A 26,738-nucleotide genomic window follows, 5' to 3' on the forward strand; every position below is an offset into this window, starting at 1 on the left:
GGGGGCCACGACGGCCTGTTTTCGCGTACCAGACCTGAAATCGGGCGAAGGAAAAAGGGTGGGATTGAAGGGGTCGCTTCGCATGCGACGAATATTGATCGGTGCGACGGTGTCATTGGTCACCGTCGCCGCCATGCCGGCTCGCGCGCAATCCATGCAGGATCTCAGCGCGCTGTCGATCGATGAACTTGCCAATCTGAACGTCTCGTCGGTCAGCAAATCGAGCGAGGCGCTCAGAGATGCGCCGGCCGCCATCTTCGTCATCACCCACGACGACATCGTGCGCTCCGGCGCCACCACGATACCTGAAATCCTGCGGTTGGCGCCCAACCTGTACGTCGCGCAAATGTCGGCGAGCCAATATACGATCACGGCGCGTGGGCTGAGCGGCAATCAGCAGGCGCAGAACTTCACGAACAAATTGCTCGTGCTAATCGACGGCCGCAGCGTCTACACCCCGCTATATTCGGGCGTTTACTGGGACATGCAGGATGTCCTGCCCGACGATATCGAGCGGATCGAGGTCGTCAGCGGACCAGGGGCGACCCTGTGGGGCGCCAATGCCGTCAACGGGGTGATCAACATCATCACCCGCCGGTCGGATCAGACACAGGGCCTATTGGCTACCGCGGACGGCGGCGCACGTGAGCGTAACGGCGGCTTGCGTTATGGTACGAAGCTTGGCGCAGACGTGACGGCGCGTGCTTATGTCCGCGGGATCGAGATCGACCAGAGCCGCACCGCCGCGGGCATCGCGGCCAACGACGATTGGTGGCGGGTTCAGGGCGGTTTCAGGCTCGATTGGGCAGCGAGCAACAAGGATGCGCTGACCTTCCAGGGCGACCTGATGAACTCACGCACCGACCATCTCGGGGCGGGCGACGAGCTTACCCAGAATCGCAACCTGCTGGCACGGTGGACTCGCACCGAAACGGAAGGCGGCGCACTCGAAGTGCAGGCCTATTTCGATCGCAGCAAGCGCGAAACTCGTCAGGATGGCGGCGAGTTTTCGATCGACACCTATGACCTGTATTTCCAGCACAACAGCGCTCCAGGCGCGCGCAACGATTTCGTGTGGGGCGGCGGCATTCGCGCCAGCCGGTTCAACATCAACGGCAACAACTCGATCTTCTTCGAGCCGCCCCGGCGCACCCTCCTGCTCGGCAATGTGTTCGCGCAATATGGGCTGGCTCTCGCCAAGCGGCTCAAGCTCACCATCGGCATCAAGGCGGAGGATGACCCCTATGTCGGCACCTCGATCCTGCCCAACGTCAGGCTGGCATGGAAACCCACCGACACCTTCCTGCTGTGGAGTGCGGTGTCGCGTGCCGTGCGCTCCCCTACGCCGTTTGACCGCGATGTCGTGGAAGTGCTCGGCGGGCAGCGCTTCCTGATCGGCGACCCCGATTTCCGCACCGAAAAGCTGACCGCGTTCGAGGCAGGCACGCGCATTCAGGCAGGCGCCCAGGCTTCGCTGTCGATCTCTGCTTACTACAACATCTATGACGATCTTCGCTCGATCGAGCCGGCACCGGGGGGATTCATCCCGATCCGCTGGGGCAACGGCCTCAAGGGCAGGAATTACGGGCTGGAAGCATGGGGCGATCTCGCAGTGACGCGCTGGTGGAAGCTGGGCGCGGGGCTGAACCTGCTCCACGACAAATTCCGCTTTCAGCAGGGTTCCAGTGGCCTGCTGGGTGTGTCGCAGTTGGGGGACGACCCTCCGCGGCAAGCGACCTTACGGTCCTCCATGAGTTTGGGGCGCGGCATCACGATAGACGCCGATTTGCGCTATGTTGGGCCCCTGCCCGATCCCGCCGTACCATCCTATACTGAAATGGGCGGACGTATCGGCTGGCGCCTTTCGGAGCGATTGCAACTGTCCGTGAGCGCGATGAACCTGCTTCATAAATGGCATCAGGAACTACCGCCGCAGACCGCCAACCAGGTTCCGCGTAAGATCCTGGCCGGGCTGAAATGGCGCATGTGACGCGGCTATTCACCTTCCTGATCCTGGCGATGGGGCCGAGCCTAGCGATGGCGGCGGACCTGCCGCTCGAATATGCGGTCAAGGCCAGCTATCTCTACAAATTCGCGCCGTTCGTGCAGTGGCCGGCGACCGCCTTGGGAAGCGCGGGCGACCCTCTCACTATCTGTATCGTTGGCCAGGACCCCTTCGGCCGCATGCTCGACGATGCGGTGCGCGGGCAGCGGGTCAATGGACGTCCCATCGCCGTGCGCCACATCGATGGCGCGAATGCGGGCAAACCGTGCCACATCCTATTTGCCGGTTCGGGCGAAAGCGCCGAGGACATGCTGCATAATGTGGCGGGACAGCCCGTCCTGACCGTTACCGATCGCAGTCGCGGCGTGAGCGGCGGCATGATCCAGTTCGTAATGGTGGGCGGCCGTGTGCGCTTCATGATCGATCAGGGCGCGGCGGCGAATAGTGGCATTACAATAAGCTCCAAATTGCTCGGACTGGCAGTGAGCGTCGCACGATGATGGGTTCGCTCCTCCGCCGGATGATGCATCGCCTGGCCGAAACCCCGGCGATAGGGATCGGCCTCGCTTTCGTGCTGCTGCTGGCAAGTTTGCTGCTCGCCTATCACAATGAAGACCAGGCTCGTGCAGAGAAGGTGCGCGAAGTGCAGGTGCAGGCGCGCGTGCTCGCGGGAAGCCTGGCTGGCCCGCTCGCCTTCGACGACGACGACGCCGCCCGCGAGTATATCGACGCGCTCAAGGCGAGCCCGGAATTCAACGCCGTCGGAGCTTATGGAGCGGATGGGCGGCTGGTCGCCGGCTTTGCCCGCAGGGGCGAGCCGTTGCCGCAGGTCAACCATGTGGCTCCGCCCGTCATCCGCGGCGCGGAGCTGATCGTAACGAGCGAAGTCGATCAGGGCGGCGCGAAGCTCGGTTCGGTCTACGTCGATGCGGCCACCGAGAGTTGGTCGAGGCGTGCCGCACGCTATCTGGGCATCGCGATCGTAATCGTGATGGCCTGCCTGCTGGTTGCGGTACTCGCCGGCTTCTATGCCTCGGTAAGCGCCGCCAACCGCCGGCTGCAGGCGGAGATTACGGGGCGGCGGGAAGCCGAAGAAGCGCTCCGCCAGTCGCAGAAGATGGAAGCGATGGGCCAGCTCACCGGCGGCGTCGCCCATGATTTCAATAACCTGCTGATGGTCGCCTCAAGCGGCATGGAGCTGCTGGAGCGCACCACCGATCCGGTTCGCCGCGACCGTCTGAAAGACGGCATCCGTCAAGCGATCGACCGTGGCGCCAAGCTGACCCAGCAATTGTTGACCTTCGCGCGAAGGTCTCCACTGACGCCCGAGGTGCTGGACATCGGCGCGCGTGTCCGCGGACTCGAGGATTTGCTGGAACGCTCTTTGCGTGAGGACATCACGGTCGAATTCGATTTTGCCAACGGGCTGTGGCCTGTCGAGGTCGACCCTTCTCAGCTGGACGTGGCGGTGTTGAACATCGCCATCAATGCCCGCGATGCGATGGCATCCGGCGGTATCATCCGCATAAGCGCTCGCAACGTTCCGACCGCTGGTGAGGGCAGTGACGACATGGTCCACCTCTCGATCCGCGATAATGGCACCGGCATAGCACCAGAGATGCTCGAAAAAGTTTTCGAGCCCTTCTTCACCACCAAAAGCGTCGGCAGTGGTACGGGCCTGGGCCTCAGCCAGGTCTACGGTTTCGTACGATCCTCCGGCGGCGAGGTCCGGATCGAAAGCGAGCTGGGCAAGGGAACCAGCGTTTCGCTGCTGTTTCCTCGCTCCGCCCAGCGTCTTCCGCACGCGGCCACCCGCAAAGACGGGATCGGCGAAACGGGGCACAATGCGGCGGTCCTGGTGGCAGAGGATGACGATCATGTCGCGGATCTCGTCTGCGAAATGCTCCGCGAGCTCGGCTACCGGGCAGAGCGTGTGGCGGCGGCCCCCGAAGCCCTACGGGCACTGGAGGAAGGCGGCCCGTTCGACCTGGTCCTGTCGGATATGATCATGCCGGGAAAAATGAACGGGCTCGAGCTGGCCCAAGAGGTGGTGCGGCGCGAGCCCGATTTGCCGGTGGTGCTTATGACGGGCTTCAGCGAGGCCGCCGCGGCCGCGGCCGCGGAAGGATTCCCGTTGCTGATCAAGCCGTACACGATCGAAGCGTTGGGCGAAGCTCTCAGCCAGGCGCTGACCTCACGCTAAGTCACGTTGGCAGGATCGTACCGCGCTTCTAGGCTCGTCGCATGAAGCTGTTTGACATGCTGCTTCGTAAGCTCGTCCGCAAAGGATCGTTGACCGTCATCGATGCCGGCGGCTCGCGGCACGTCTACGGAGATGCGGATGGGTCCCGCGTGACGATCCGCTTCACGGATCGTGCCACGCCACGGCGCGCCGCGTTCAACCCCGCGCTTGAGTTGGGCGAAGCCTATATGGCTGGGCGGCTGATCGTCGAGGAAGGCGATATCGCCGCTTTCCTCGATCTGATCGGGCGTAACCTCCAATGGGATGATGACGCCGCGGCAAGGCTGCGGCTGTGGCGGCCGTGGCGCCTTAGCCGGTGGGAGAATTGGAACTGGCAGCGCAGGGCGAAGCGCAACGTCGCCCATCATTACGACCTGTCGCGTCAGCTCTACGCCCTCTTCCTGGACAATGACCTGCAATATAGCTGCGGTTACTTCACCACGGCTGACGCCACATTGGAGGCGGCACAGGCCGCGAAGAAAGCGCACATTGCCGCCAAGCTGGCTTTGGCGCCGGGCCAGCGTGTGCTGGACATCGGCTGCGGCTGGGGTGGGCTGGCCCTCCATCTACATCAAATCGCGGACGTCGACGTACTCGGCATTACCCTCTCGAAGGAGCAGCTGACGATTGCAAGACAGCGCGCTGATGCCGCTGGCGTAGCGGATCGGGTCAAATTCGAGCTGCTCGATTTTCGGGCTGTCCAAGGCAGGTTCGACCGGATCGTATCGGTCGGCATGTTCGAGCATGTCGGGCCGCCATATTATGGCGCGTTTTTCCGCCGTTGTCGCTCCCTGCTGGCGGAGGATGGCGTGATGCTGCTGCACACGATCGGCAGAGCAGATGGACCGGCGCCCACCGATCGTTGGCTGGCCCGCTATATCTTTCCCGGCGGCTACGTCCCCGCGTTGAGCCAGATCGCGCCCGCCGTTGAGCAGGCACGGTTATGGATTACCGACGTCGAAGTGCTGCGCCTGCATTATGCCTGGACGCTGCAACATTGGTACGACCATGTCGGCGCGGCCCGCGAGGAAATTGTCGCCCTTTATGACGAGCGCTTCTTCCGCATGTGGCAATTCTATCTCGCCGGCGCGATGGTCGCGTTCCGGCACGATGGCCATTGCAACTTCCAGATCCAGCTCGGCCGCCGGCGCGACGCGCTGCCCATCACGCGCGACTATATGGCGGCGGCGGAGCTGAAGCTGACCGAAACTGGCGATTGAGAGATGGTGCCCCGGGAGAGACTCGAACTCCCGACCTGCGGTTTAGGAAACCGTTGCTCTGTCCTGCTGAGCTACCGGGGCGCGGCCGGACGACTAAGTGAGGTGACGCATCGGGTCAACGCCGCCGGCCTAATGGCTGATTTCGGGCGGAATGACGGGCAGTGGCAGCGGCGCGACGGGCACACCGTCTTCGATCAGCGCCTTGGCTTCCTCGCGCGTCGCCTGTCCGTGGATCTGGCGTTCGGGCGCGTCACCATCGTGCATTGCACGCGCCTCGATGGCGAAACGCGCGCCGACATGTTCCGAGCCTTCCAGCATTTTCGCCTGCACCTGGGCAAGCGCCGCCAGCATGGTCTTCATTTCGGCCGGCGCGAGCTTGCCCCCCTGCATGGGCACCGGCGGAGAGGCTGAATTGGTCTTGGCCGACACATTGGGGGCCATCACGGCTTTTTCGACTTCGGATTGGCCGCAAATAGGGCAAGAGACCAGGCCGCGCGTGCGCTGGTCCTCATAGTCATTCGACGTACCGAACCACGCCTCGAAAACATGACCCTGGCCGCAGGCGAGGTCGAACACGATCATCGCGCTACCTCGACCGAGCCGATCGCGCGTCGATGGTGCAACACCGGGATGCGGCTGCGCGCGTCCGTGACTTTTGCCAAGTCCAACTCGACCATGCTGACGCCCTGCTTGTCGCCCATATCCAGCAGAACCTCACCCCACGGGTCGACCACCAGCGAGTGGCCAAAGGTCTGGCGGCCATCGGCGTGACGGCCCGACTGGGCCGCCGCAATGACATAGGCGCCGGCCTCGATCGCGCGGGCGCGCAACAGGACATGCCAATGTGCCTTACCAGTCGGCACGGTGAAGGCTGCGGGCACGGAAAGCATCGTCGCTCCGGCATCGCTGAGCGCGCGGAACAGGTCAGGAAAGCGCAGGTCATAGCAAACCGATAGGCCGAGCCGGCCCCACGGCGTGTCGACGACCACCGCCTGGTCTCCCGGCTTGTAGGCGGCGGACTCGCGGATCGACTGGCCGTCTGGCAGATCCACGTCGAACAGGTGAATCTTGTCATAACGCGCGCGGATTGCGCCGGACGCGTCGATCACATAGCCGCGATTTGCATATCGGCCATCATCGTTAGCGTCGCGCACCGCCAGCGAGCCTAGATGGATCCATAGCCCGTGCTTGGCTGCCGTCTCGCGCATCGCCGCAAGCGCAACGTCCTCGTCTTCCGTGACGATCGATCCGGCCGCGCGTACGCGATCCCGATCGAGCACGGCGCTCATCTCCGGCGTGAACAGCATATCGGCGCCCTCGCCTGCGGCGCGTTCGGCCGCCTCGACCAAGGCACGCGTGCCCAGCAGTGGATCGACGCCAGTATTCGCCTGAAAGACCGTCGCTCGCATCAGCCGGCGAGCATCGGGTCTAGCTTACCTCGGCGTTCCAGCGCGACGAGATCGTCGGACCCGCCGACATGGGTCTCGCCGATGAAGATTTGCGGCACGGTCGTACGGCCATTGGCGCGCTGGATCATCTCCGCGCGCTGCGGGCCGCCCATGGTGATGTCATATTCTTCGAACGCTACGCCCTTATCCGCGAGCATGCGCTTGGCACGCACGCAATAGGGACAGAACATCTTCGTATAGATTTCAACTTTAGGCATTGGGGCTCCTTTTGCCGATCTGTGGTCGGCGGGTCACCCTGTCAACGCTCATCATCCCCATCGCGCACCACGCGCGCCCAGCAAAGCACGCTCACCTCACTCGCGCCGGCGCGTTTGAGCGCGCGCGCACAGCCCTTCACGGTCGCGCCCGTCGTATAGACATCGTCCACCAGAACCACCCGCCGGCCCTTGATTTCCTGCTTCCAGCGTTGGCCGAGCCGGAAGGCACCGGCAACGGTGCGCTCGCGCGCCAGTCGACCGAGCCCGCGCAAGGGAGGCGTGGCCTTGGGTCGGTCGAGCAGGTCGAGCGCCAGTTCGCCCATGCCGTCACGTACCAGCGCCCGCGCGATCAACGCTGCCTGATTATATCCGCGCGACCATAATCTTCGCCGATGGAGCGGCACCGGCGCCACCAGCGCGCCATCCAGCATCGTGCCGGCGACGCGTTGCATCGGCCGGGCCATGGTATGCGCGACACCCGGACGGCGACCATATTTAAGCTTGAGCGCGAGCGCACGGGCGATCGGCCCGTAAGCGACAGCCGCGCGCGCCCGATCGAACGGCGGGGGATCGGCCAGACAGGACCCGCAACGCGCTTCCTCGTGAAAGGCCAAGGCGACCGGCTGGCCGCATTGTGCGCAGGCGGGGCCGCCGAGAAAATCCAGCGCCTGCCAGCACGGCAGGCAGAAAACATGATCCTGCGCCACCACCGTGCCGCAGCCCGGGCAGCGCGGCGGAAGAGGAAACGCCACTATCGCCCCGAATAATTGACGGAAAAAGCGGGCCATCGGCAGGGGCGACATGGTGTCGCTTGTCCGCTGGGGTGCCAGCGGGCACAAGCCCCCCGCTGTGGAATCGCCGGAAATCTTCAACAGGCGCCTGCGCCGCCTGCGCCGCGATCGTGCCGCGCCGGACTTCGGCGACTATAGCTTCATTCGCGACGCCATCGTCGAAGGCCTGCTCGACCGGCTGGACCTCGTCACCCGGTCCTTCGAGCACGCGCTTGATCTCGGCACTGCCGATGGCGGCCTGGCGCGGGCGTTACGCCAACGCGGCATGCGGGTTACAGCGAGTGATGCCGGCGCAGCTTTTGCCGGCGACGGCGTGCAATGCGACGAGGATCATCTGCCATTCGCTGCGGGGGAATTCGATCTGATCGTTTCCGCCGGCGTGCTCGACACCGTCAACGATCTGCCGGGGGCGCTGATCCAATGCCGCCGGGCGCTCAAACCGGATGGACTGTTCCTCGCCGGTTTCGCCGGCGCCGGCAGTTTGCCGCGGCTGAAACGGGCGTTGCTCGATGCCGACCAGGCCGCCGGTGGGGCGGTGCCGCAACGCGTGCACCCGCTGATTGACGTGCGTTCGGCGGGAGACTTGCTCATCCGTGCCGGATTTGCCTTGCCCGTGGCCGATGGTGAACCGTTGGATGTGGGCTACGCCAATCCACTCAAGCTGATGGCCGATCTGCGGGGTATGGCGGCCACCAACTTGCTCGCCGGCCAGGGCGCGCCTGCGCTCACGCGTGGGCGCGTCGCACATCTCGTCCAGTCCTTTGCGGCGCAGGCGGATGCGGACGGGCGCGTGCGGGAACGATTCGAACTGGTATTCATGACGGGATGGGCACCGGGACCCGATCAGCCCCAGCCGGCACGGCGCGGCTCCGGGACGACGTCGCTAGCCGAGGCCTTGCGAACAGCGTCAAAGTAAGGCTTCCAGCAAGCCGATCAGCGGGCGGTCTGGCCCCGGCATTTGCAGCTCGTACAGATCCGAGACCCGCACCCACCGCAGGCTGCCGCCCTCAAGCGATTCGGGACGACCGCGCCATTTGCGGCAGACATAGAGCAACAGCACCATGTGGCGATCGCCACCCGGCTGACGGTCGCTGGCGAACGTCGCCGGCGCGAGACAGGCCGCTTCCACGTCTATGCCGAGTTCTTCCTTGAGCTCGCGGATCAAAGCGGCTTCGGGCGTCTCGCCTTGCTCGACCTTGCCGCCCGGAAACTCCCATAGCCCGCCGAAAGGCTTGTGCGGCGGGCGCTGCTGGACCAGCAGGCGACCGTCGGCATCGATCAGCGCCACCGCCGCTACTGCCAGGAATTCCATGCAATAGTCAGCCGATGGCCAGGAATTTGCCCCGGCGTTGCTCCAGCAGCGACGCCGATGTCTGCCCCTCCAACGCCGCCAATTCTTCCTCGATCACCGAGCCGAGAGAAGCGATCGCTGCAGCGCGATCGCGTTGCGCGCCGCCGACCGGCTCGGGCACGATGCGATCGACCACGCCCAGTTTCTCGAGATCCTGCGCGGTGATCTTCATCGCCTCCGCCGCGTCAGCAGCCTTTTCCGGACCGCGCCACAAGATCGATGAGGCGCCCTCCGGCGAGATTACCGAATAGATTGCGTGCTCGAACATCAGAACGCGGTTGGCGGCGGCAAGCGCCACCGCGCCGCCGGAACCACCCTCGCCGACGATTATCGCCACGATCGGCACGGTCAGCGCCAGGCATTGTTCGGTGGAGCGCGCGATCGCTTCAGCCTGGCCGCGCTCCTCCGCCTGTACGCCGGGAAAGGCGCCGGCGGTGTCGACCAGGGTCACGACCGGCAAGCCGAACCGTTCGGCGAGCCGCATCAGCCGGATGGCCTTGCGATAGCCTTCGGGCTTGGCCATTCCGAAATTATGCTTGATGCGGGTGGCGGTGTCGTCGCCCTTCTCGTGGCCGATCACCATCACCCGGCGGCCGCCGATCCGGCCGAACCCGCCGACGATCGCCTGATCTTCCCCAAAGGCGCGATCGCCCGCCAACGGCATGAAATCGTCGACGAAGCCCGCGACATAATCCTTCAGGTGCGGCCGTTCCGGGTGGCGCGCGACCTGCGTCTTCTGCCACGGCGTCAGCCGGGTATAAGTTTCGCGCAGCAGGCGGTCCGATTTGGCCTGGAGCCGCGCGACCTCCGCCTCGATGTCCAGCGCGCCGTCGTGATTGTCCGCGGTCTCACGCAGTTCGACGATCCGCGCTTCGAGCTCGGCGATCGGTTTTTCGAATTCGAGGAATGCAGCCATGCCGCGCGGTTAAGAGCCGTCGCGCCCAGCGTCAACGCGCGTGCTTGTCTTCACGTCGGCAAGCGGGTGTCGCTGATTGACCAGATCGACCAGCCGGCGGCTGTCGACATGGGTGTAGATCTGCGTGGTGGCGATGTCGGCATGGCCGAGCATCGTCTGCAGTGCGCGCAGATCGGCACCGCCCTCCAACAGGTGGGTGGCGAAGGCATGCCGTAGCACATGGGGGCTGACCCGTTCGGGGTTGATGCCCGCATCCGCAGCGAGCGTACGGAGCAACTGGAACAGGCGGACGCGGCTCAGATGCGCCTTGCCCGATGGGAACAGCCACGGCCCGTCCTTCGGCAAAGTTGCGGCATATTCGCCGACCGCGGCCCGCGCGCGATCGGAAACCGGCACCAGCCGCTCGCGCCCTCCTTTGCCGCGCAGGATCAGATAAGGATGATCCTGCCGGACAAGGTTGCGCGGCAGCGACACAAGCTCCGTCGCGCGGAGCCCCGAGCCGTAAAGCAGCTCGACCAAAGCCGACAAACGCAAGTTGGCGGGCGAACGTTGGATGCCAAGGCGCCGCTCGATCTCCGCGAAGAGGCGATCGACATCGGCATGGTCTAGAATGCGCGGCAGCGTCCGGTCCGCGCCGGGGCGTGGCAGCGCGTCAGACGGATCGTCCGCGCGCAGACCTTCCTCGGCGAGGAACGCGAAGAATCGCCGTAGCGCAGACGCCTTGCGCGCAACGCTACTGCGCGCGAGCGGCAGCCACTGCTCGCCCAGCTGCGCCAGTGCGGGACCCTGCGCGCACCCTAGCTTCCCGCTCAGCGAGCAGGAGGCGCCCGCGAGATCGCGCCGGTAAGCGACAAGCGTATTCCTGGCGGCGCCCGCCTCGGCCGCCATCATCTCCAGGAAACGCTCGATCAGCGCAGCATCGTCTCCGCTCGCAGCGACCGCGGTCACAGCCGCGTCATTGCCTCGGCTGAGATCATGCGCGCTTCGTTTTCCAGGCCGACGGCACGCAAGGCGCTAACCATCTGATAGAAATCTGCGGCCGGCACGCCCTTCCAACTGGAGGATTGCATGCCCGCCGCGACGAGCAAGGCGACCGTACCGCGCTCGCCGCCGGAAACGGCGCGGCGCAGCGCATTGCCATAGGGGGTTGGCTGGCCGAGCGTGACACCCAGCCGCGCCGCAAGCCGCACGGCGTCGGCATCGCTCAGTCGTCCAAGTCCGGCGAGAGCCGAAACCAGCAAGGCGCTACGCTGCACCCCCGCGGCACCGGCCCCGTCCGCGAATTTGCGCACGCGGGCTGCGGTGACTTCCATCACCGGCCGGCTCGCCCCGACCGCAAGGATCGACCAGGCCCGGTCGCCATCGGCACCGCCGGTTGCCGCCGCCACATTGGCCCAGCGCTCCGCCTGCACGTCGAAACCGGCAGCGAACATCGACGCGAGCAACGGTGCCACATCATCCTTCTGCTCCGCCGACGGGGCGATGGCCGCTGCGGCGCGTGCGGTCAGGATGGAGGCAGCATAGCGGTCCCGCTCGCCGCCATTGCCGTTGGTAGCCGCGTCCCAAAGCGCATGCATCGCCGAAAGGCGGGCATCGTCATCGTCCCCGCGATAGGCGGCCCGTAGCCGGCCCGACGGGCTGTCGGTGTCGGCGTCGCCTGATTCGTCCATCACCCGGCCGTAAAGGTCGACCAGATCCGCGTTCGACAGAACCCCTAGCGCCGCCGCGACGCGTGCCGGGCCCACCCGATCCGCGGCCGAAAGCGAAGGCGCGCGTGCAAGCCAGGCGGTGAACCAGACCGGCGCGGCATCGAGCAAGCTCTGGGGGATCACGGCGCCGAGCGCGCTCGCCAGACCGAAGCGCCAGTCGGTCAATGCGTCGACGGCGGCCCATTCCAGCTGAACCTGGCGTCGACCGCCGCCACCCGCTGCGACCAGTTTCTCGGCCAGCGCATGATCGATCGGGTCGCCAGGCGGCGCCCGGCCGATCGTGGCGTTGGCGGTGGCATTATCGCCCGAAAGCGTGGCGCACATGGCGCGGATCATGGGCCAGGCGGGTTGTCCGCCGACCTGTTCATTACCGTCGGACAAGGGGCAAAGACCTTGCGGATCGGAGGTAGCGAGCGCCGTTCCGATCGCGACGCGGCGCAGGCGCGGGCTGAACCGATCGACATCGACACCCTGCACCAGCATCCGTGCCGCATCAGCTTCGCCCATGCGCAGCAGCAAGGCGGCGCGATCGGCCACCCAATCGGCCTGCCCTTCCCCCCGCGGCGCGGGCGTCACGCCCTGCAAGACCCGCCGCAGCATGATCTCGGCCCAGCGTGATGCGATCGGCGTTTGCAACCGGCGCATCAGCGTTACGAGATAGCGCCCGTCTGCGTCGCCAAAGGCGTCCTCGCCGTAAATCGGCTCCGTGCCGACGCGATCCAACGCGCGTCTTGCACCGTCAGGAATCTCCTCCGGGGGTATCACCTCCGCGGCTGCCAAGTCGGAGATGTCGGCGGGCAGCAACGAAGGCGTCGACACGGCGATCGGTTCGTCGGCCGTGGGCGATACCGGCGGCGTCGGCGTGTCCGCAGCCACCGGCGCGTCCGAATTGCGGTTGGGGGTATTGGCGCCGGCCGGGCGAGCAGGCGCGCTGCCGAACCCCGGCGGAAGAATCGACTGTGGGGTGTCCTGCCCCAGCGCCGGCAACGCGACGGCGAGCCCGGTGGCGATCGCCGCCACCGTCCCAAGCAGGACCTTAGTGCGTCGCCGCATTCGTCACCGGCTGTTCGACGTGCGTGACGGGCACCGGGCGGTCGAGCGCCGACAGCGCGACCATCGCGCCAATGATGACAACCAGGAGGATGAGCAGGATCAGGATCGGGCGCGGCAAGTTGGCATCCTTCAAGAAATCATTCGCGGCGCCGCTTTTGCCCGACCGGAGGCGCCTGTGTATAGCCCCGGCATGCCGCCAGCCTCCAATCTGCACCAGGACGAGATCCTTCGCCCGATTGTGCTGATTGGGTTGATGGGCGTGGGCAAATCGACGGTAGGACGGCGGCTGGCGAACCGCCTGCGGCTTTCCTTCGTCGATTCCGACCACGAGATCGAGGAGGCCGCCGGCCTGACTATCGCCGAAATGTTCGAGAAATATGGTGAAGAGGAATTTCGCGATGGCGAGAGGCGCGTGATTGCCCGGCTGATCGACGGCCGGCCCAAGGTAATCGCAACCGGAGGCGGCGCCTTCATGAACGACCAGACGCGCAGCCTCATCCTCGAGCGGGCGACCGCGATCTGGCTCGACGCCGATGTCCACGTGCTCGCCGAGCGCGTCGGTCGGCGAGCGGGCGCGCGGCCGCTGCTCAAGGGCGTGGATCCGCATGAAAAGCTCGCGGCGCTCGCTGAAGTACGCAACCCCGTCTACGCGCTCGCGCCGATCCACATTCGCAGCCGGCCTTTGCCGCACGATGCGACCGTGGACGCCATCCTGCAGGCACTTGGCCGATGATTCGGGTGGATGTCGGGCTGGGCGAGCGCAGCTACCCGATCCTGGTCGACGCCGCGTTGCTCGATCGCGCGGCAGAGCAACTCACTGGATATGCCCGTGGCGGCCGGCTGATTGTCGTGACCGACGAGAATGTCGCCACCACCCAACTTCCCCGGCTCACCGCCGGGCTTGGCGAGATCGCTGTCGTGCCGATCATCCTGCCCGCGGGCGAGGCGACCAAAAGCTGGGGCATGCTTGAGCGGCTGACCGACCAATTGCTGGAGCTGGGCGTGGAGCGTAGCGACCATATCGTCGCGCTCGGTGGAGGCGTGATCGGCGATCTCGTCGGTTTCGCGGCGGCCATCCTCAAGCGGGGCTGCGGCTTTATCCAGGTACCCACCACCCTGCTCGCACAGGTCGACAGTTCGGTCGGGGGCAAGACCGCGATCAACACGCGTGCGGGCAAGAATCTGGTCGGCGCTTTCCACCAGCCCGATCTGGTGCTGATCGATCCGACCACGCTCGACACGCTGGCGCCGCGCGAAGTGCGGGCCGGCTATGCGGAGGTCGTTAAATACGGCCTGATCGACGATTTCGCCTTCTTTTCCTGGTGCGAGGCCCATTCAGCGGCCCTCCTCGCCGGGGACGCCGAGGCGCGCAGCCATGCCATTGCCCACGGCGTGGCGGCCAAGGCACGCGTCGTCGCCGCGGACGAGCGCGAGACTACCGGCACGCGCGCCTTACTCAATCTCGGCCACACTTTCGGCCATGCGCTCGAGGCCGAGACCGGCTTTTCGGAAATGCTGCTGCATGGTGAGGGCGTTGCCTGCGGTATGGCGCTGGCGTTCCGCTTTTCGGCCGCGCTTGGGCTATGTCCACGTCAGGATGCAGTCCGCGTCGGCCAGCATCTCGCCCAGGCCGGCCTGCCGACGACATTGGCGGAGGCCCATGTCACTGCCGACGGGGCGACCCTGGTAGCGCATATGGCGCATGACAAGAAGATGGCGGGCGGGCGCCTTCCCTTCCTGCTCGCACGCGGCATCGGTAAGACTTTCCTCGCCAAGGATGTCGATCTGGCGGAGGTCGCCCGCTTTCTCGATGGTGAGCGTTAAGCGAGTTCGGCCAGGCGCAGCCCTCCGGGACGGAAGCCGCCGCGCTTTTTCCACGTGAGCAGTCCCGCGCCGCCATGTTCGGCAGCACCATAAAGCAGAACGCGCGCTCCAGCAGCAGCAGGCTCCCGCTGCTCGATCAACCAGCGCGTAATCTCATAATGGAGGAGCAGCATCACATTATCGGCCAGTCGCGCGCGGTGGCCCATAATGTCGGTATAGTGGACGACATCGCCGATGCGCATGACCTTGACGTAGGCGACGAGGCGCTCGCCGACCTCAACACTGCCCTGAACATGTCCAGGCTCGGGTGCGAACACCCCCCACCAGATCGTCCAGTGGACCGGGCAGCAGGGTGGGATCACCGCCAGTGGCGCGGTCGCGGCGCTACCGACATGTTCCGGCCTCAAGAACCAGCGGTCGAACACCGGACCCGCAGCGCGGAACGCCATCGAGGTCTTGATCGCATGAAGGTCATCGACATGCGAGGCGAGCATGAACGGGCGCGCACCATAACCCACGCGCTTCGCCCGTCGAATCTTGGACAAGGTGCGCGCCGAGCGGGTCTTGAGAACGCGATCGAACGCCGCCAGATCCTTCGTCTCGGCAAGGTCTATCAGCATCGGCGTCAGGCGCGTCCGCTCCCCCCAAGAAGAGTTTCGCGCCTTATAACGGGCATAGCGCCGCAACAGCTTGGGCACTTCACGCGGGTCGAGTGGGCATGGCGCGCGGCAATCGTGCTGCCGATGCCATTCGACCGTCAGCTCCGCACGGCACTCGGCATCGGCACCGAACATACGGAGCCGCGGTCCTCGCAACGCCAGCGCGAGCACAGGCTCGACGACCGCCTGATGCACGCGGACCGCGAGCGCATTGATGAGATTGGTCATGGAGCGGCGTGCGCAGGAAGACGCGGCCTCACTGGACCACGATTTCGCCCTTCATACCGAAAGTCTCATGCATGAAATGCGAGCAGTGAACTTCGTAGATCGCCCCCGCCGCCGGGGCGACCACGCGCACATCGGCACTCTCGCCGCCAGCAAGCTGGACCCTGCCCGCCGCCACTTTTCGGCTGTCGGCCGGAGAAATCCGCGCGGCGGCAAAAAAGGTCTTTGCCGCGAAATCATGCCCACCGCTCGCGCGATTGACGAAGTGCAGCACATAGGGCTCGCCGTGGCGCAGCAGAATGCGATTGGGCGTGTATTTGAAGTTCGCGAGGTCGATTTCGATCCGCTTCGATCGTCCCCAATCCTGTGCCGAGGTGATGGTCGGTGTCGCCAGCGCAAGCAGCGTGAGCGGGATGAGGCACTTCATGGTCGTCTCTCCTGATTGCTGGTGGTCTTCCCCGCCAGCAGCAGCCAGCCGAGGATCATGCCTAAGCCACCCAACGGCGTAACGGCGCCCAACCACGATGGCGCCCCCAGCGCCATCGCATAGAGCGTGACGGCAAACAGCACCGATCCTCCGAGCAACAATGCCGCCGCCCACCTTATACCAAGCTGAACCGCGACGATCGTCGCCACCGCATGAATCAGTTCATATTCGCCGCCGGTGCGCAGCCACTCAGCAGGCTTTCCCGTCACGCCATGTGCACCGAAAGCGCCGGCTATGACCGCAACCGCACCCGACAGCGCCGCCAGACGGACAAGCCATCCATTGGTCACTTCTTGTCGTCCAACAGCATTTCGTCTTCCAGCAGCAGCAGCTTGTTGGGCGTGAACAGCGAACGCGCCTCGGTCGAGAAGAGGCCTTTCTCGGCCTGGACGCGCAGCCTTTCCTTGTCCCGCGCGCGGTAAGCCTGCTCGATCTTGATGATCACGTCGTCATGGACGCCAAGCGTCTTGAGCGTTTTGCGTCCCATCAGGATCGCGCTTTCGAACACTTCGCGGATCACTGCCGCCGTATCAAGCCCGCGATAGCTGATCAGCGCGCGGCGATCGAAGGCTCTGACGAAGATGGCGGCCTGCCGAAAGGTCTTGAGCGCGGTTTCGAGTTCCTCGCGATCGAGCTGATCCTTGTCCATCGCGAACACGATCGTGCGCGCCTCGTCGGCGCCGGCCTGTTGCAACAATTCCAGGCGGGTGCCGTCGCCGTAATAGACTTTGAGGCCGAACCTTGCCGCGATGTCGATCATCTCCGCGTCGCTGTCGATGATGGTGACGGAAATCCCCGCCCCCATCAGCATTTGCGCAACCGTTTGGCCGAACCGCCCGTAACCCACCACGATCGCCGCCGCATGCTGCGCCTGTTCCGGGCCGTCGAGATCGTCGCGCTTTACCATGCCTTTCGGCCGATTGAACCGCGTGGCGACCATCATCAGGAAGGGCGTCGTCACCATCGATAGCGTGACGATGGCGCTGAAGAGGCTTGCCGCCTGGGGCTCGATCAGCTGGCCGAGCGCCGCCTGCCCGAACAACACATAGCCGAATTCGCCGCCCTGGCTGAGCAACAGGCCGAGCGCGAACGCCGGCCGCCGCTCCAGCCCGAAGGCCAGCGCGACCAGGAAGATCAGCACCGCTTTGATCGCCACGACCGACAATGCCATTCCAACCACGAACACCGGCCGGGCGATGATGGCATGAAGGTCGAGATTCATGCCGATCGCGAGGAAGAACAGGCCCAGCAAGACGGTGCGAAACGGCTCGATGTCAGCCTCGAGCTCGTGGCGATAGGGCGAATCCGCGAGCATCACGCCGGCGATGAAGGCACCAAGCGCGGTCGAAAGATGCAGTAACTCCATCACCGATGCCGCTGCCAGCACGGTGAATAGGCCGGCGGCCACGAACAATTCGCGCTCGCCCATGCCCCCAATCAGCCGGAATAAGGGGTTGAGCAGATAGCGTCCGGCGAGCACCAGCCCGATGATCGCACCGACCGTATAAAGGGCGAGTAGCCAGCCGGGCGGCGCCGCGGGATCAGCGGGACCGCGCGACAGGCTGGCGATAATCGTGATCAACGGGACAATCGACAAATCCTGGAACAGCAACACGGAAAAGGCGCGCTCGCCGAATGGCGTGTTCAGCCGCCCGGCGGACCGCAGCATCGGCAACACCTGGGCAGTCGAGGACAAAGCCAGCGGCAGACCGAGGGCCAATGCCGCCTGCCAGCTGAAACCGGTGAAATAGACGACCACGGCAAGCCCGGCGCCGCACAGCGCAACCTGTGCGAGGCCGAAACCAAAGATGTCCCGCCGCAACCGCCACAGCCGCGTCAGGTTCAGCTCCAGCCCGACTAGGAACAGTAGAAGGGTTATGCCGAGATCAGCGATGCTGAGCTTCGATTCGGCACCGTCGACCAGGCGCAACGCCTGCGGTCCGATGAGCGCACCTGCGACCAGATAGCCAAGGGTAGCGCCGAGCCCGAGCTTGCGGAACAGCAGCACGAAGGCCAGCGCCACCCCGAGCATGATGACGCCGTCGGAGACGAGCGTCTCGTTCATGCCGCCTCGGCCCTGGCCGCACGGGCGGCGGCCTCCGCGGCCGCCTCGAATGCCAGCCGGATCGAGGCATGGCGCGCACTGTGCGCGCGTGCCGGCGCGAAAAGTTCCAGCCCGGGCCAGCCACCCGGATCCTCGCTTGAGCCGGCCAGGAATGCCGCAAGCGCGTCGCGCGCTGCTTCGAGTTCGGGCAAGCTGCGGCCAATTGCATGCGCACCCATCAGCGAGGCCGAAGCCTGCCCGAGCGCACAGGCCCGGACCTCCTGCCCCAATTCGGCGATGCGGCCGTTATCGTCGAGCACGACATCGACCGTCACCCGGCTGCCGCAGATCGGCGAGCGGCGCTCCGACGTGCCGTGCGGATGCGCAAGGCGCGCATGGTGGGGGATGCTCGTCGCGAGCTTGAGGATCTGCGTGTTGTAGAGCGCCGTCATCGTGCGCTGCCATTGTTGGTCTGCACATTGTCGGCCGTGGCATTATCCGGATCGGCGGCGCGCGCGCGGCGATGCTGGACCCAATCGACGACCGCTCGCCCGCTCGCGTTCAGCAGCGGATAGGTGCGCGATGTGCGGATAAAACCCGGACGTTCGGACGTGCCACCATAGATGGTGTCATAAACCAGATTGACGCCCAGAAAGAGGACGGTGGCGATCAGCAGCCCCTTGAGTCCGCCGAAGCCGAAGCCGAGTGCGCGATCCACCGGGCCGAGCACCGAAGAGCGGGTGCGGCGCCCGAGCGAAGCCGCCACCATCTTCCCGCCGAAAAACACCACGCCGAACACCAGCACGAAAGCGAGCACCGCCGCGCCGCTTGGATTGTGCACGACATGAATCATGAGGCCCGACACGGGACCATGAAGCAGCTTCAGCGCAAAGATAGCCGCAGCCCAGGCGAACAGCGACAGGACTTCGGTGACGAAGCCGCGGATCAAGCCCAGAATTGCCCCGCCGCCAATCAGGAGCAGGACGACGATGTCCATTGCGGTCAGCATGGTTCCGCTATGGCAATCGCCCTGTGCAATCACAAGGCCTGTGGGGCCAAGTCATTCTTGCTTGCGCTGGCCCGCTGCTTTCCCCACGTCGCCGCACATCATGCCGGTCCAGACAAAGATATGCGGTTTGTCCACCATCGAAACCGTCGACGCGGCGGTGGCGGGTGGCGCTGCATGGCTGGGCTTCGTCTTCTTCCCCAAAAGCCCCCGCGATCTGCCGACGGAACAGGCGGCTTCGCTGATCGCGCGCGCGCCAGCCAGGGTCGGCAAAGCGGCCGTGCTGGTCGATCCTGACGACGCGCTGATCGAAGGCGTGATAGCGGCCGGGGTGACCGCATTGCAGCTCCATGGCGATGAAAGCCCGGAACGGCTTGCGGGGCTCAGACGCCATGGCCTCGAATTATGGAAGGCGGTACCGGTCCGCACCCGCGCCGATCTCGATTTGGCGCAGGCTTATCGCGGTGTGGCCGATCGCATCGTCTATGACGCCCGTACGCCCGCCGGCACGCTGCCGGGCGGCATGGGTTTGCGCTTCGACTGGAAGCTGCTCGACGGGTTCGTCCATCCGCTGCCGTGGGCGCTGTCCGGCGGGCTCGACGTGGTTAATATCGCGGATGCCGCGCGATCGACGGGCGCGCCCATGATCGATGTTTCCTCCGGCGTGGAGCGCGCGCCAGGTGTCAAGGATGTGGACAAGATCGCAGCCTTCCTCCAAGCGGCAGCCCGTCTATGACCCTCCCCAATTCCCTCCGCCAGCAGCCCGATCCATCCGGCCATTTCGGTGATTTCGGTGGCCGCTATGTCGCCGAAACGCTCATGCCGCTCATCCTTGAGCTGGAGCGCGAATATCGCGCGGCCAAAGCCGATCCCGCGTTCAAGGCCGAACTGGACGGTCTGATGACGCATTATGTCGGCCGGCCGAGCCCGCTTTATTATGCCGAGCGGCTGACCGAGACGCTGCGCGCCTCCTCGCCGGAAGGCATGGGGCCCAAAATCTATTTCAAGCGCGAAGAGCTCAATCACACCGGCGCGCACAAGATCAACAATTGCCTCGGCCAGATTCTGCTTGCGCGGAGAATGGGCCGTACGCGCATCATCGCCGAGACCGGCGCCGGCCAGCATGGCGTCGCGACCGCCACCGTCGCGGCGCGCTTCGGCCTGCCGTGCGTGATCTATATGGGAGCGAAGGACGTCGAGCGGCAGGCGCCCAACGTGTTCCGGATGAAATTGCTCGGCGCCGAGGTGGTCCCGGTCACCAGCGGCGCGCAGACGCTCAAGGATTCGATGAACGAGGCGCTGCGCGACTGGGTCGCCAACGTCCACGACACCTTCTACCTGATCGGCACCGCCGCCGGACCGCATCCCTATCCGGAGCTGGTGCGCGATTTCCAATCGGTCATCGGCAACGAGGCCAAGGCGCAGATTTTGCAGGCCGAGGGCCGCCTGCCCGATCTGCTGGTCGCATCGGTCGGCGGCGGATCGAACGCGATCGGGCTGTTCCACGCCTTCCTGGACGATCCAGACGTCAAGATGCTGGGGATCGAGGCAGCCGGCCACGGCATTGATACCAAGCTCCATGCTTCCAGTCTCAACGGCGGCTCGCCCGGTATCCTCCACGGCAACAAGACCTATCTGCTCCAGGACGAAGACGGGCAGATCGCGGAGGCGCATTCGATCTCGGCCGGCCTCGATTATCCCGGGATCGGGCCCGAACATAGCTGGCTGCACGAAATCGGCCGCGTCCAATATGAACCGATCACCGACAAGGAAGCGCTCGACGCCTTCCAGCTCTGCTCGCGCGTCGAAGGCATCATCCCGGCGCTGGAATGCGCCCACGGCATCGCGGCGATCGTTCACAAGGCGAAGGAATATCGGCGCGACCAGATCATCCTGCTCAATCTCTCGGGTCGCGGCGACAAGGATATCTTCACCGTCGCCAGCGCGCTCGGAGTAGAAATGTGAGCCGGCTTTCCGCCGCCTTCGCTAAGGGCCGCCCGGCGCTGGTGACGTTCGTCACTTGCGGCGATCCCTCGCCGGCGGCGATGCCGGCGATCCTCGACGCATTGGTGGACGGCGGCGCCGACGTGATTGAGCTCGGCATGCCGTTCACCGATCCGATGGCAGACGGGCCGGCCATCCAGCGCGCCAATCTGCGCTCGCTCGCGGCGGGCACGCGCACGGCTGATATCTTCGCCATCGCCAATGGCTTTCGGGCGCGCCATCCGGACGTGCCCTTGGTTCTGATGGGCTATGCCAATCCGATGCTTCGCCGTGGGGCCGCCTGGTTCGCGGGCGCCTGTGCCGGGGCGGACGTCGATGGCGTCATCTGCGTCGATACGCCTGCGGAAGAGGATGCGGCGCTCGGTCCGGCGCTTCGGTCGGAGGGAATTGCCGTGATCCGGCTCGCAACCCCCACCACCGATGCAGCGCGCCTGCCCGCCGTGCTGAATAGCGCCAGCGGTTTTCTCTATTATGTTTCGGTCGCCGGGATCACGGGGATGCAGCAGGCGGCGAGCGGCAGCATCGAGGAGGCCGTTGCGAAGCTGAAGGCGAATACCGATCTCCCGATTGCGGTCGGCTTTGGCGTACGCACGCCCGCTCAGGCGGCGGCGGTAGCGCGCGTCGCGGACGGAGTCGTTGTCGGATCGGCCATTGTCGATGTGATTGCAGCGGCTGCCGAGCAGGGACATGATCCTGCTCCCGCGGTCGCAAGTCTTGTCAGGGATTTAAGCGGCGCCGTGCGCGCCGCGCGCGAGGAGATGGCGGCATGAGCTGGATCGATCGGGTGCGCAACGCGCTGCCCTTCATTCCCAAGCGCGAGACGCCGGACAATCTCTGGCACAAATGCCCGAGCTGCGGGACGATGTTGTTCACGCGCGAATATGAAGAGAATCAGTCCGTCTGTCCGAAATGCCAGCATCATGGACGGATCGGCCCCGACGAACGGTTCGACGAGCTGTTCGATGGCGGTGTCTATACGCCCCTTCCCTCGCCGCAGGTGCGTGAGGATCCGCTCAAATTCCGCGATTCCAAGAAATACGCGGACCGGATCAAGGCCGCCCGCGCCAAGACCGGCGAGCAGGATGCCTTGCTCAACGCGACCGGCCGGATCGAGGGCTTCAAGGCGGTCGTCGGCGTACAGGATTTCGGCTTTCTGACCGGCACGATGGGGCTCGCGGTCGGCGCCGCGTTCGTTGCCGGCGTGCAGGCGGCAATCGCGGAGAATTGCCCCTATATCGTTTTCACTTCGGGCGGCGGCGCGCGGATGCAGGAAGGCATAATGAGCCTGATGCAGATGCCCAAGACCACAGTGGCGGTGCAGCAATTGCGGGAGGCGGGACTGCCTTACATCGTGGTGCTGACCGATCCCACCACCGGTGGCATCACCGCATCCTATGCCATGCTCGGCGATATCCAGATCGCCGAGCCGGGTGCGCTGATCGGCTTTGCCGGCCAGCGGGTGATCGAAAGCACCGTCCGCGAGAAACTGCCGGAGGGCTTCCAGCGCGCCGAATATCTGCTCGATCACGGCATGCTCGACATGGTCGTGCATCGTCACAAATTGCGCGCCGAGCTGGCGCGGCTGATCGCCTATCTGTGTCCGGGCGTGCAGGCGGCAGCGTGATGGGCGCCTTCTCCCCGCGGGGAGAGGGGAAATAATGGCCGACTTTGCCGTCTCGTCCGACCCCGCCGTCCAGGCTCAGCTGGATCGGCTGGCAACGCTCTCCCCGGGTGCGGACGTGCTGGGCCTCGAACGGATCGCCGCGCTACTCGATCGGCTGGACAACCCGGATCGGGCTCTCCCGCCGGTGTTCCACGTCGCCGGTACCAATGGTAAGGGATCGACCTGTGCCTTCCTGCGCGCCGCGATCGAGGCCTCGGGGCAGAAGGTGCACGTCTATACCAGCCCACACCTCGTCCGCTTCAACGAGCGCATCCGGATCGCGGGCTCGCTGATCGATGATGCGTTGCTGGCGAGCCTGCTCGGCGAGGTGCTGAATGTCGCCGACGGCATCAGCCCCAGTTTCTTCGAGGTCACGACCGCCGCAGCCTTTCTAGCCTTTGCGCGCACTCCTGCCGATGCTTGCATAATCGAAGTCGGGCTGGGCGGCAGGCTTGATGCCACCAACGTCATCGCTGCGCCGGTGGTGTGCGGTATCGCCCAGCTCGGCCTCGACCACCAGCAATTCCTGGGCGACCGGATCGAGCAGATTGCGGCCGAGAAGGCGGGGATCGCCAAGGAAGGCGTGCCCCTTGTCACGCAACATTATCCGCCAGCGCTCGCCAACGAGATCGGGCGGGTAGTACTCGAAACCGGCGCCTACTGGCTCGCACGAGGCGGCGCCTGGGATGCATCGGCCTTGCGCGGCAAACTTCATTATCGCGACGAGCAAGGGGAGCTCGAGCTTCCCCTGCCCCGCCTGCCTGGATCCCATCAGGCGGCTAACGCCGCGCTAGCCGTGGCCATGTTACGCCATCAGCAGGCCATCCAAGTGCCGGCTGCCTCCCTGCGCGCTGCGATGGGGTGGGCCGAATGGCCGGCGCGCCTGCAGCGGCTCGCTGCCGGGCCACTGCCTGCGTTGCTGCCTGACGGCAGCGAGCTTTGGCTCGACGGGGGCCATAATCCGGCCGCCGGGCGCGCCATCGCCGATTTCTTCCGCGCGCGGATCGCGCCAGGCCGCCCCTTCCACCTGATCCTCGGCATGCTGGCCAACAAGGATCTACGCGGCTTCCTCGAGCCTTTTGCGGGCAGCGGCGCGCATATCCATGCCGTACCGGTACCGGGTCATGAGCATCACGGCTCCCTCGCCGTAACGGAGGCAGCCGCGGAGCTCGGGCTGCTAGCGGATGCCGTAGCTGACGTCCGCGTTGCCCTCGAAAAAATTGCGGCAGCCGGAGGAGCGGCCCCGCTAATTCTGATCGGTGGCTCACTTTATCTCGCAGGGACGGTGTTAGCCGCTAATGGCAATCCACCTGCCTGATGGCGCTTATTGCGATTGACTATCATTAGCGGAAATGGGAGCATCGGATCCTGATAGGAGCCATCGATGCGCGAAACAGAACCGCGAACCATGTTGCCGCATGCTGCCCCGGCCAGTCCTTACCGACGCCTGCTGCTGTTCGCGATACGACGGATGGCGGTCGGAGGGATCGGTGACGCACATGCAGCGCACGCAATGTTTACCGGCTTCGGACTGGGATACCGGCGGCCGCTAGTCTTGCTACGCGCGCTGATGGCTGAGTTGGCACGCGTCGCAGCAACGAAGCTGACGGTGGCACCTTGCTGCTGTACCCGGATGACGCATGACGAGGCCATGCTCCTCGAGCTCATAGCCGAATCCCCAGCCAGCCCGGAAGCGGTGCATGAGGCGATGCGTGGCATGCTGCAGACGCGGACCTGCTTGGGAGCGCTGATGAGCGCACAGGCAGTGGCCGTGGCGTTCCACGACCTAGGAATGCCGCTCCAGGGCGATTGCGTTTCGCGCAACCGCGATGACCCGTTTTTAAATGGCGATAAGGCGTGAGCACCCTATTTGCGCTGCACCGCACAATAGAGGCGGATATTCGCAATAAGGAAATCGTAGTGAACACGTTTGAAAACGCGACGAGCATCGTGCTCGCGATCGCGGCCCATGCGCTTGCCGTCGGGCTCGTGCTGGCTCTCTAGGAGCCGCTAAAGGGGGCGGCGGAGCATTCCGCCGCCAGACCCCTCAAGCTTTAACCAATTTCAGCGCTGTCGGCTTCGCATAAGGCAAGCCTTTCCCGCTCTTGGCCTGAGCCAGCAGCTCCTCCTTGCGTGCCGCCAGCCGCGCACCCAATGCCTCCATATCGATATCCGTGCGGCGCGACTGGGCGAACATGCCTGTGATCCATCGCTCTTCTTCGGCGACGTGGTGCTTGATCTCCTCCGACAGCACCTTGACCTTGGCGTCGTAATATTCGTCCTTCGGGTCGGCCTGTTCCAGATCGTTGATGATGACCTTGGCGCCGTCATGCTCGACCACGCCTTCCTCCACGATCGCACCATCGATCTTGGGCTTGACCGTCGGATAGAAGATCTCCTCCTCGATGATCGTGTGCGCCTTCAGCTCGGTGCAGATTTGCGCCACGATCGCGGCCTTGCGATCTGAGCGGCGCGCCTTGTCGAATTCCTCGAACAGATCCTCGACCTTGCGGTGATCGGCCTTCAGTAGTGCGATCGCATCGGTCGGCATGTCTTCGGCCATGATAAACTCCCATCCTGTCGGCGGGAGAACGTGACCTGTGGCAAAGGGTTCATTTCGGCAGCGTGCCACCTTGCGATTTTTGTGCTTCGATCCATCCGAACGAGGCAGCGGCATAGCCGGTGACCGCGGCAAAACCCCATTCCCAGTAGCCGAGTACGGCAAAGGGCAGCATCGACCAGATCAGCGTATCGACGCTCGCAAGCCATAGCGGCCGCGCCAGAATGTTCGTCCGCCGCTCCACCCATAGGCCAAGCATCGCCGCGATCGCCACTCCGCCGGTCAGCCACCAACCCCACTGCCCGCTCGCGGCCGCCAGGCTTCGTGCCAGGCCGACCGCGCCAAGCGCGGCACCGGCGGTCCGCACCAGGCCGAACAGCCGCTGCCGGCTGTGGGGGCGTTGGCTGATGCGGGCGAGCCGCCCCGCTCCCGCGGCAGCGGGGCCGGATAGCAACAGGGCGATCAGCGCCGCCCACTCCCAGCCGGCGAGAGCGAACATGCCACCGAACAGTGAGAGGCCGGCCGCTCCCGCTGCCACCATGGTCGCGTCGGTATTGCGGGCGAGCAGCAGCGGCAGCGTCAATTCTTCGGCGGGGGAGAACAATACCCGCCCGATCAGATCGCCCGCAGGCTGGCGCGCGGCGGCGAAGATGGCCTGCTCAGCGGCCGCCAAGGCCTCCGCGTCGGTTGCCAGGATCGGCGGCGTCTCGGCGGCAATGCGAACCGCGCCTTCCTGCACGGCGCGGCGTAATAAGGTCGAAACAGGATCCCACGCGCCGATCATGGCCGCGGTCTCGGCGATGCGGTGCCCGTCGAGGAGCGCCACCCCCGCCCAGCGCTGTTCCGCGTCGATCCGCTCGAACTGGCCGAACTCGGGCGTGTCGGGCAGCGTGCCGAGTGCCGGAACCGAAGCGCCGGCGACTGCCCGCAGCAAGACGACTTGGGGCAAGCAGGCCTCGGAAATGAGCAGCACGGTGCCGTCCTGCGGCAGCGCATCGGCGGCCTGATCGATGCCCTTGGCCAGCCCCGCCTGGATTCCGTCATTGCGGAGTCGCCCAATCGCTTCGGCCAGTTCGGGCGGCGCTTCGTCGATCAGCAATAGCACGCGTCCGGCCCCCGCCTCGATCGCGCGCCGTGCCTGGTGCTCGACCACGCTCATGCCGGCCAGCGGCTGCAGCGCGCGCAGGCCACCCGGGCCCGGCCCAGGCTCATAGGCGCCGATCAGCGCGGTCGGTCCCTCCCCCTCCACATGTGGCTTGTCCGTCGCCCTGCGCCGCAAATCAAGCGGCACGCATCTCTTGGCTGTCGCGAAC

Annotated in this window: 31 protein-coding genes and 1 tRNA gene; 14 read left to right on the forward strand and 18 right to left on the reverse strand. The window is 65.3% G+C overall.

The genetic code is table 11. From position 1 onward, the window contains the following. Window positions 1-82: 82 nt before the first annotated feature. From DX905_RS03500 to DX905_RS03515, 4 genes are read left to right on the forward strand one after another with little or no spacing between them, the layout of a single operon-like run. Window positions 83-1,990: a TOL_0244 family TonB-dependent receptor gene (locus tag DX905_RS03500; RefSeq protein WP_116090108.1), complete on the forward strand. Its 1,908-nt coding sequence runs from the start codon at window positions 83-85 to the stop codon at window positions 1,988-1,990. After that, the gene (locus tag DX905_RS03505) at window positions 1,987-2,505 is read left to right on the forward strand and encodes a TOL_0243 family YfiR-like periplasmic protein (protein ID WP_162875439.1); all 519 of its coding nucleotides are present in this window, start codon (window positions 1,987-1,989) and stop codon (window positions 2,503-2,505) included. Before DX905_RS03500 ends, DX905_RS03505 begins: the two co-directional genes overlap by 4 nt. Then, window positions 2,502-4,208, forward strand: a complete 1,707-nt coding sequence (locus DX905_RS03510) for an ATP-binding protein (RefSeq protein ID WP_240320704.1) — start codon at window positions 2,502-2,504, stop codon at window positions 4,206-4,208. The genes DX905_RS03505 and DX905_RS03510 overlap by 4 nt, the downstream gene beginning before the upstream one ends. A gap of 41 nt (window positions 4,209-4,249) precedes the next feature. Continuing rightward, window positions 4,250-5,467, forward strand: coding sequence for an SAM-dependent methyltransferase (locus tag DX905_RS03515; protein WP_116090113.1), 1,218 nt, complete (start codon window positions 4,250-4,252; stop codon window positions 5,465-5,467). 4 nt (window positions 5,468-5,471) lie between these two features. Here DX905_RS03515 and DX905_RS03520 read toward each other — a convergent pair. The 5 genes from DX905_RS03520 to DX905_RS03540 all read right to left on the reverse strand — a co-directional run bounded on the left by DX905_RS03520 (window position 5,472) and on the right by DX905_RS03540 (window position 7,885). After that, window positions 5,472-5,548 (reverse strand) — tRNA-Arg (locus DX905_RS03520). 48 nt (window positions 5,549-5,596) lie between these two features. Beyond that, a complete protein-coding gene (locus tag DX905_RS03525; RefSeq protein WP_116090115.1) occupies window positions 5,597-6,049 on the reverse strand; it encodes a DUF1178 family protein in 453 nt (150 codons plus the stop codon). Next, on the reverse strand, window positions 6,046-6,876 hold the full coding sequence (locus tag DX905_RS03530) for a carbon-nitrogen hydrolase family protein (RefSeq protein ID WP_116090117.1): 831 nt from the start codon (window positions 6,874-6,876) through the stop codon (window positions 6,046-6,048). Before DX905_RS03530 ends, DX905_RS03525 begins: the two co-directional genes overlap by 4 nt. Further along, on the reverse strand, window positions 6,876-7,133 hold the full coding sequence (grxC, locus tag DX905_RS03535) for a glutaredoxin 3 (RefSeq protein WP_116090118.1): 258 nt from the start codon (window positions 7,131-7,133) through the stop codon (window positions 6,876-6,878). Before grxC ends, DX905_RS03530 begins: the two co-directional genes overlap by 1 nt. Before the next feature lie 41 nt (window positions 7,134-7,174). After that, the gene (locus DX905_RS03540) at window positions 7,175-7,885 is read right to left on the reverse strand and encodes a ComF family protein (RefSeq protein WP_240320705.1); all 711 of its coding nucleotides are present in this window, start codon (window positions 7,883-7,885) and stop codon (window positions 7,175-7,177) included. Between the two features lie 49 nt (window positions 7,886-7,934). On the opposite strand from DX905_RS03540, the gene DX905_RS03545 reads away from it, so the two are divergent. Further along, complete coding sequence (locus DX905_RS03545) at window positions 7,935-8,840, forward strand: methyltransferase domain-containing protein (protein WP_116090120.1); 906 nt, start codon at window positions 7,935-7,937, stop codon at window positions 8,838-8,840. Here DX905_RS03545 and DX905_RS03550 read toward each other — a convergent pair. The 5 genes from DX905_RS03550 to DX905_RS16360 are packed head-to-tail and all read right to left on the reverse strand — an operon-like array spanning window position 8,832 to window position 13,071. After that, entirely contained in the window at window positions 8,832-9,236 is a 405-nt protein-coding gene (locus DX905_RS03550) for a (deoxy)nucleoside triphosphate pyrophosphohydrolase (RefSeq protein ID WP_116090121.1), read from the reverse strand. The genes DX905_RS03545 and DX905_RS03550 overlap by 9 nt on opposite strands. Window positions 9,237-9,243: 7 nt before the next feature. Next, complete coding sequence (locus DX905_RS03555; RefSeq protein WP_116090122.1) at window positions 9,244-10,191, reverse strand: acetyl-CoA carboxylase carboxyltransferase subunit alpha; 948 nt, start codon at window positions 10,189-10,191, stop codon at window positions 9,244-9,246. A gap of 9 nt (window positions 10,192-10,200) precedes the next feature. After that, a complete protein-coding gene (locus tag DX905_RS03560; RefSeq protein ID WP_116090123.1) occupies window positions 10,201-11,139 on the reverse strand; it encodes a tyrosine recombinase in 939 nt (312 codons plus the stop codon). Continuing rightward, a complete protein-coding gene (locus tag DX905_RS03565; protein ID WP_116090125.1) occupies window positions 11,136-12,953 on the reverse strand; it encodes a hypothetical protein in 1,818 nt (605 codons plus the stop codon). Before DX905_RS03565 ends, DX905_RS03560 begins: the two co-directional genes overlap by 4 nt. Next, window positions 12,937-13,071: a hypothetical protein gene (locus tag DX905_RS16360; protein WP_275896058.1), complete on the reverse strand. Its 135-nt coding sequence runs from the start codon at window positions 13,069-13,071 to the stop codon at window positions 12,937-12,939. The genes DX905_RS03565 and DX905_RS16360 overlap by 17 nt, the downstream gene beginning before the upstream one ends. A 72-nt stretch (window positions 13,072-13,143) precedes the next feature. Between DX905_RS16360 and DX905_RS03570 the strand changes: the two genes are divergently transcribed. Beyond that, window positions 13,144-13,686 carry a shikimate kinase gene (locus DX905_RS03570; RefSeq protein WP_116090126.1) on the forward strand — a complete coding sequence of 181 codons (543 nt, stop codon included), beginning with the start codon at window positions 13,144-13,146 and terminating at the stop codon, window positions 13,684-13,686. Then, entirely contained in the window at window positions 13,683-14,777 is a 1,095-nt protein-coding gene (gene aroB / locus DX905_RS03575) for a 3-dehydroquinate synthase (RefSeq protein WP_116090128.1), read from the forward strand. The genes DX905_RS03570 and aroB overlap by 4 nt, the downstream gene beginning before the upstream one ends. On the opposite strand, the gene DX905_RS03580 is transcribed toward aroB, so the two are convergent. The 6 genes from DX905_RS03580 to DX905_RS03605 are packed head-to-tail and all read right to left on the reverse strand — an operon-like array spanning window position 14,774 to window position 19,198. Further along, window positions 14,774-15,664 carry a hypothetical protein gene (locus DX905_RS03580; protein ID WP_116090130.1) on the reverse strand — a complete coding sequence of 297 codons (891 nt, stop codon included), beginning with the start codon at window positions 15,662-15,664 and terminating at the stop codon, window positions 14,774-14,776. The two genes, aroB and DX905_RS03580, sit on opposite strands and share 4 nt — an antisense overlap. A 28-nt stretch (window positions 15,665-15,692) precedes the next feature. Further along, window positions 15,693-16,088 carry a cupredoxin domain-containing protein gene (locus tag DX905_RS03585; protein ID WP_116090131.1) on the reverse strand — a complete coding sequence of 132 codons (396 nt, stop codon included), beginning with the start codon at window positions 16,086-16,088 and terminating at the stop codon, window positions 15,693-15,695. Further along, the gene (locus tag DX905_RS03590; RefSeq protein ID WP_116090132.1) at window positions 16,085-16,438 is read right to left on the reverse strand and encodes a DUF423 domain-containing protein; all 354 of its coding nucleotides are present in this window, start codon (window positions 16,436-16,438) and stop codon (window positions 16,085-16,087) included. The genes DX905_RS03585 and DX905_RS03590 overlap by 4 nt, the downstream gene beginning before the upstream one ends. Then, window positions 16,435-18,213, reverse strand: a complete 1,779-nt coding sequence (locus tag DX905_RS03595) for a cation:proton antiporter domain-containing protein (RefSeq protein WP_116090133.1) — start codon at window positions 18,211-18,213, stop codon at window positions 16,435-16,437. Before DX905_RS03595 ends, DX905_RS03590 begins: the two co-directional genes overlap by 4 nt. Next, a complete protein-coding gene (locus DX905_RS03600; protein WP_116090134.1) occupies window positions 18,210-18,644 on the reverse strand; it encodes an iron-sulfur cluster assembly scaffold protein in 435 nt (144 codons plus the stop codon). The genes DX905_RS03595 and DX905_RS03600 overlap by 4 nt, the downstream gene beginning before the upstream one ends. Beyond that, on the reverse strand, window positions 18,641-19,198 hold the full coding sequence (locus tag DX905_RS03605; RefSeq protein WP_205412290.1) for a CvpA family protein: 558 nt from the start codon (window positions 19,196-19,198) through the stop codon (window positions 18,641-18,643). The genes DX905_RS03600 and DX905_RS03605 overlap by 4 nt, the downstream gene beginning before the upstream one ends. A 103-nt stretch (window positions 19,199-19,301) precedes the next feature. Between DX905_RS03605 and DX905_RS03610 the strand changes: the two genes are divergently transcribed. From DX905_RS03610 to DX905_RS15930, 7 genes are all read left to right on the forward strand, one after another. Beyond that, window positions 19,302-19,934, forward strand: coding sequence for a phosphoribosylanthranilate isomerase (locus tag DX905_RS03610; protein WP_116090136.1), 633 nt, complete (start codon window positions 19,302-19,304; stop codon window positions 19,932-19,934). After that, window positions 19,931-21,163 carry a tryptophan synthase subunit beta gene (trpB, locus tag DX905_RS03615; RefSeq protein ID WP_116090137.1) on the forward strand — a complete coding sequence of 411 codons (1,233 nt, stop codon included), beginning with the start codon at window positions 19,931-19,933 and terminating at the stop codon, window positions 21,161-21,163. Before DX905_RS03610 ends, trpB begins: the two co-directional genes overlap by 4 nt. Continuing rightward, entirely contained in the window at window positions 21,160-21,972 is an 813-nt protein-coding gene (gene trpA, locus DX905_RS03620; RefSeq protein WP_116090138.1) for a tryptophan synthase subunit alpha, read from the forward strand. Before trpB ends, trpA begins: the two co-directional genes overlap by 4 nt. Then, window positions 21,969-22,826 carry an acetyl-CoA carboxylase, carboxyltransferase subunit beta gene (gene accD, locus DX905_RS03625; protein WP_116090139.1) on the forward strand — a complete coding sequence of 286 codons (858 nt, stop codon included), beginning with the start codon at window positions 21,969-21,971 and terminating at the stop codon, window positions 22,824-22,826. Before trpA ends, accD begins: the two co-directional genes overlap by 4 nt. Before the next feature lie 34 nt (window positions 22,827-22,860). Continuing rightward, window positions 22,861-24,183, forward strand: a complete 1,323-nt coding sequence (locus tag DX905_RS03630; protein ID WP_116090140.1) for a bifunctional folylpolyglutamate synthase/dihydrofolate synthase — start codon at window positions 22,861-22,863, stop codon at window positions 24,181-24,183. Between the two features lie 66 nt (window positions 24,184-24,249). Next, the gene (locus DX905_RS03635; RefSeq protein ID WP_205412185.1) at window positions 24,250-24,726 is read left to right on the forward strand and encodes a DUF6628 family protein; all 477 of its coding nucleotides are present in this window, start codon (window positions 24,250-24,252) and stop codon (window positions 24,724-24,726) included. After that, window positions 24,723-24,869: a hypothetical protein gene (locus DX905_RS15930; protein ID WP_162875440.1), complete on the forward strand. Its 147-nt coding sequence runs from the start codon at window positions 24,723-24,725 to the stop codon at window positions 24,867-24,869. Before DX905_RS03635 ends, DX905_RS15930 begins: the two co-directional genes overlap by 4 nt. A 43-nt stretch (window positions 24,870-24,912) precedes the next feature. On the opposite strand, the gene DX905_RS03640 is transcribed toward DX905_RS15930, so the two are convergent. Further along, entirely contained in the window at window positions 24,913-25,428 is a 516-nt protein-coding gene (locus DX905_RS03640) for a hemerythrin domain-containing protein (RefSeq protein ID WP_116090142.1), read from the reverse strand. Between the two features lie 49 nt (window positions 25,429-25,477). Continuing rightward, the gene (locus DX905_RS03645; RefSeq protein ID WP_162875441.1) at window positions 25,478-26,716 is read right to left on the reverse strand and encodes a hypothetical protein; all 1,239 of its coding nucleotides are present in this window, start codon (window positions 26,714-26,716) and stop codon (window positions 25,478-25,480) included. Window positions 26,717-26,738 lie beyond the last annotated feature (22 nt).

The sequence above is a fragment of the Sphingomonas crusticola genome (genome assembly GCF_003391115.1).
GTDB lineage: Bacteria > Pseudomonadota > Alphaproteobacteria > Sphingomonadales > Sphingomonadaceae > Sphingomonas_I > Sphingomonas_I crusticola.

Coding starts and splice junctions, on each gene's coding strand:
- DX905_RS03585 (WP_116090131.1), bottom strand. CDS start 16,088: ATGAAGTGCCTCATCCCGCTCACGCTGCTTGCGCTGGCGACACCGACC.
- DX905_RS03550 (WP_116090121.1), bottom strand. CDS start 9,236: ATGGAATTCCTGGCAGTAGCGGCGGTGGCGCTGATCGATGCCGACGGT.
- DX905_RS03630 (WP_116090140.1), top strand. CDS start 22,861: ATGGCCGACTTTGCCGTCTCGTCCGACCCCGCCGTCCAGGCTCAGCTG.
- accD (WP_116090139.1), top strand. CDS start 21,969: ATGAGCTGGATCGATCGGGTGCGCAACGCGCTGCCCTTCATTCCCAAG.
- DX905_RS03610 (WP_116090136.1), top strand. CDS start 19,302: ATGCCGGTCCAGACAAAGATATGCGGTTTGTCCACCATCGAAACCGTC.
- DX905_RS03530 (WP_116090117.1), bottom strand. CDS start 6,876: ATGCGAGCGACGGTCTTTCAGGCGAATACTGGCGTCGATCCACTGCTG.
- DX905_RS03545 (WP_116090120.1), top strand. CDS start 7,935: ATGGTGTCGCTTGTCCGCTGGGGTGCCAGCGGGCACAAGCCCCCCGCT.
- DX905_RS03565 (WP_116090125.1), bottom strand. CDS start 12,953: ATGCGGCGACGCACTAAGGTCCTGCTTGGGACGGTGGCGGCGATCGCC.
- DX905_RS03525 (WP_116090115.1), bottom strand. CDS start 6,049: ATGATCGTGTTCGACCTCGCCTGCGGCCAGGGTCATGTTTTCGAGGCG.
- DX905_RS03570 (WP_116090126.1), top strand. CDS start 13,144: ATGCCGCCAGCCTCCAATCTGCACCAGGACGAGATCCTTCGCCCGATT.
- trpB (WP_116090137.1), top strand. CDS start 19,931: ATGACCCTCCCCAATTCCCTCCGCCAGCAGCCCGATCCATCCGGCCAT.
- DX905_RS03500 (WP_116090108.1), top strand. CDS start 83: ATGCGACGAATATTGATCGGTGCGACGGTGTCATTGGTCACCGTCGCC.
- aroB (WP_116090128.1), top strand. CDS start 13,683: ATGATTCGGGTGGATGTCGGGCTGGGCGAGCGCAGCTACCCGATCCTG.
- DX905_RS03510 (WP_240320704.1), top strand. CDS start 2,502: ATGATGGGTTCGCTCCTCCGCCGGATGATGCATCGCCTGGCCGAAACC.
- DX905_RS03580 (WP_116090130.1), bottom strand. CDS start 15,664: ATGACCAATCTCATCAATGCGCTCGCGGTCCGCGTGCATCAGGCGGTC.
- DX905_RS03640 (WP_116090142.1), bottom strand. CDS start 25,428: ATGGCCGAAGACATGCCGACCGATGCGATCGCACTACTGAAGGCCGAT.
- grxC (WP_116090118.1), bottom strand. CDS start 7,133: ATGCCTAAAGTTGAAATCTATACGAAGATGTTCTGTCCCTATTGCGTG.
- DX905_RS03515 (WP_116090113.1), top strand. CDS start 4,250: ATGAAGCTGTTTGACATGCTGCTTCGTAAGCTCGTCCGCAAAGGATCG.
- DX905_RS03600 (WP_116090134.1), bottom strand. CDS start 18,644: ATGACGGCGCTCTACAACACGCAGATCCTCAAGCTCGCGACGAGCATC.
- DX905_RS03595 (WP_116090133.1), bottom strand. CDS start 18,213: ATGAACGAGACGCTCGTCTCCGACGGCGTCATCATGCTCGGGGTGGCG.
- DX905_RS03555 (WP_116090122.1), bottom strand. CDS start 10,191: ATGGCTGCATTCCTCGAATTCGAAAAACCGATCGCCGAGCTCGAAGCG.
- DX905_RS03635 (WP_205412185.1), top strand. CDS start 24,250: ATGCGCGAAACAGAACCGCGAACCATGTTGCCGCATGCTGCCCCGGCC.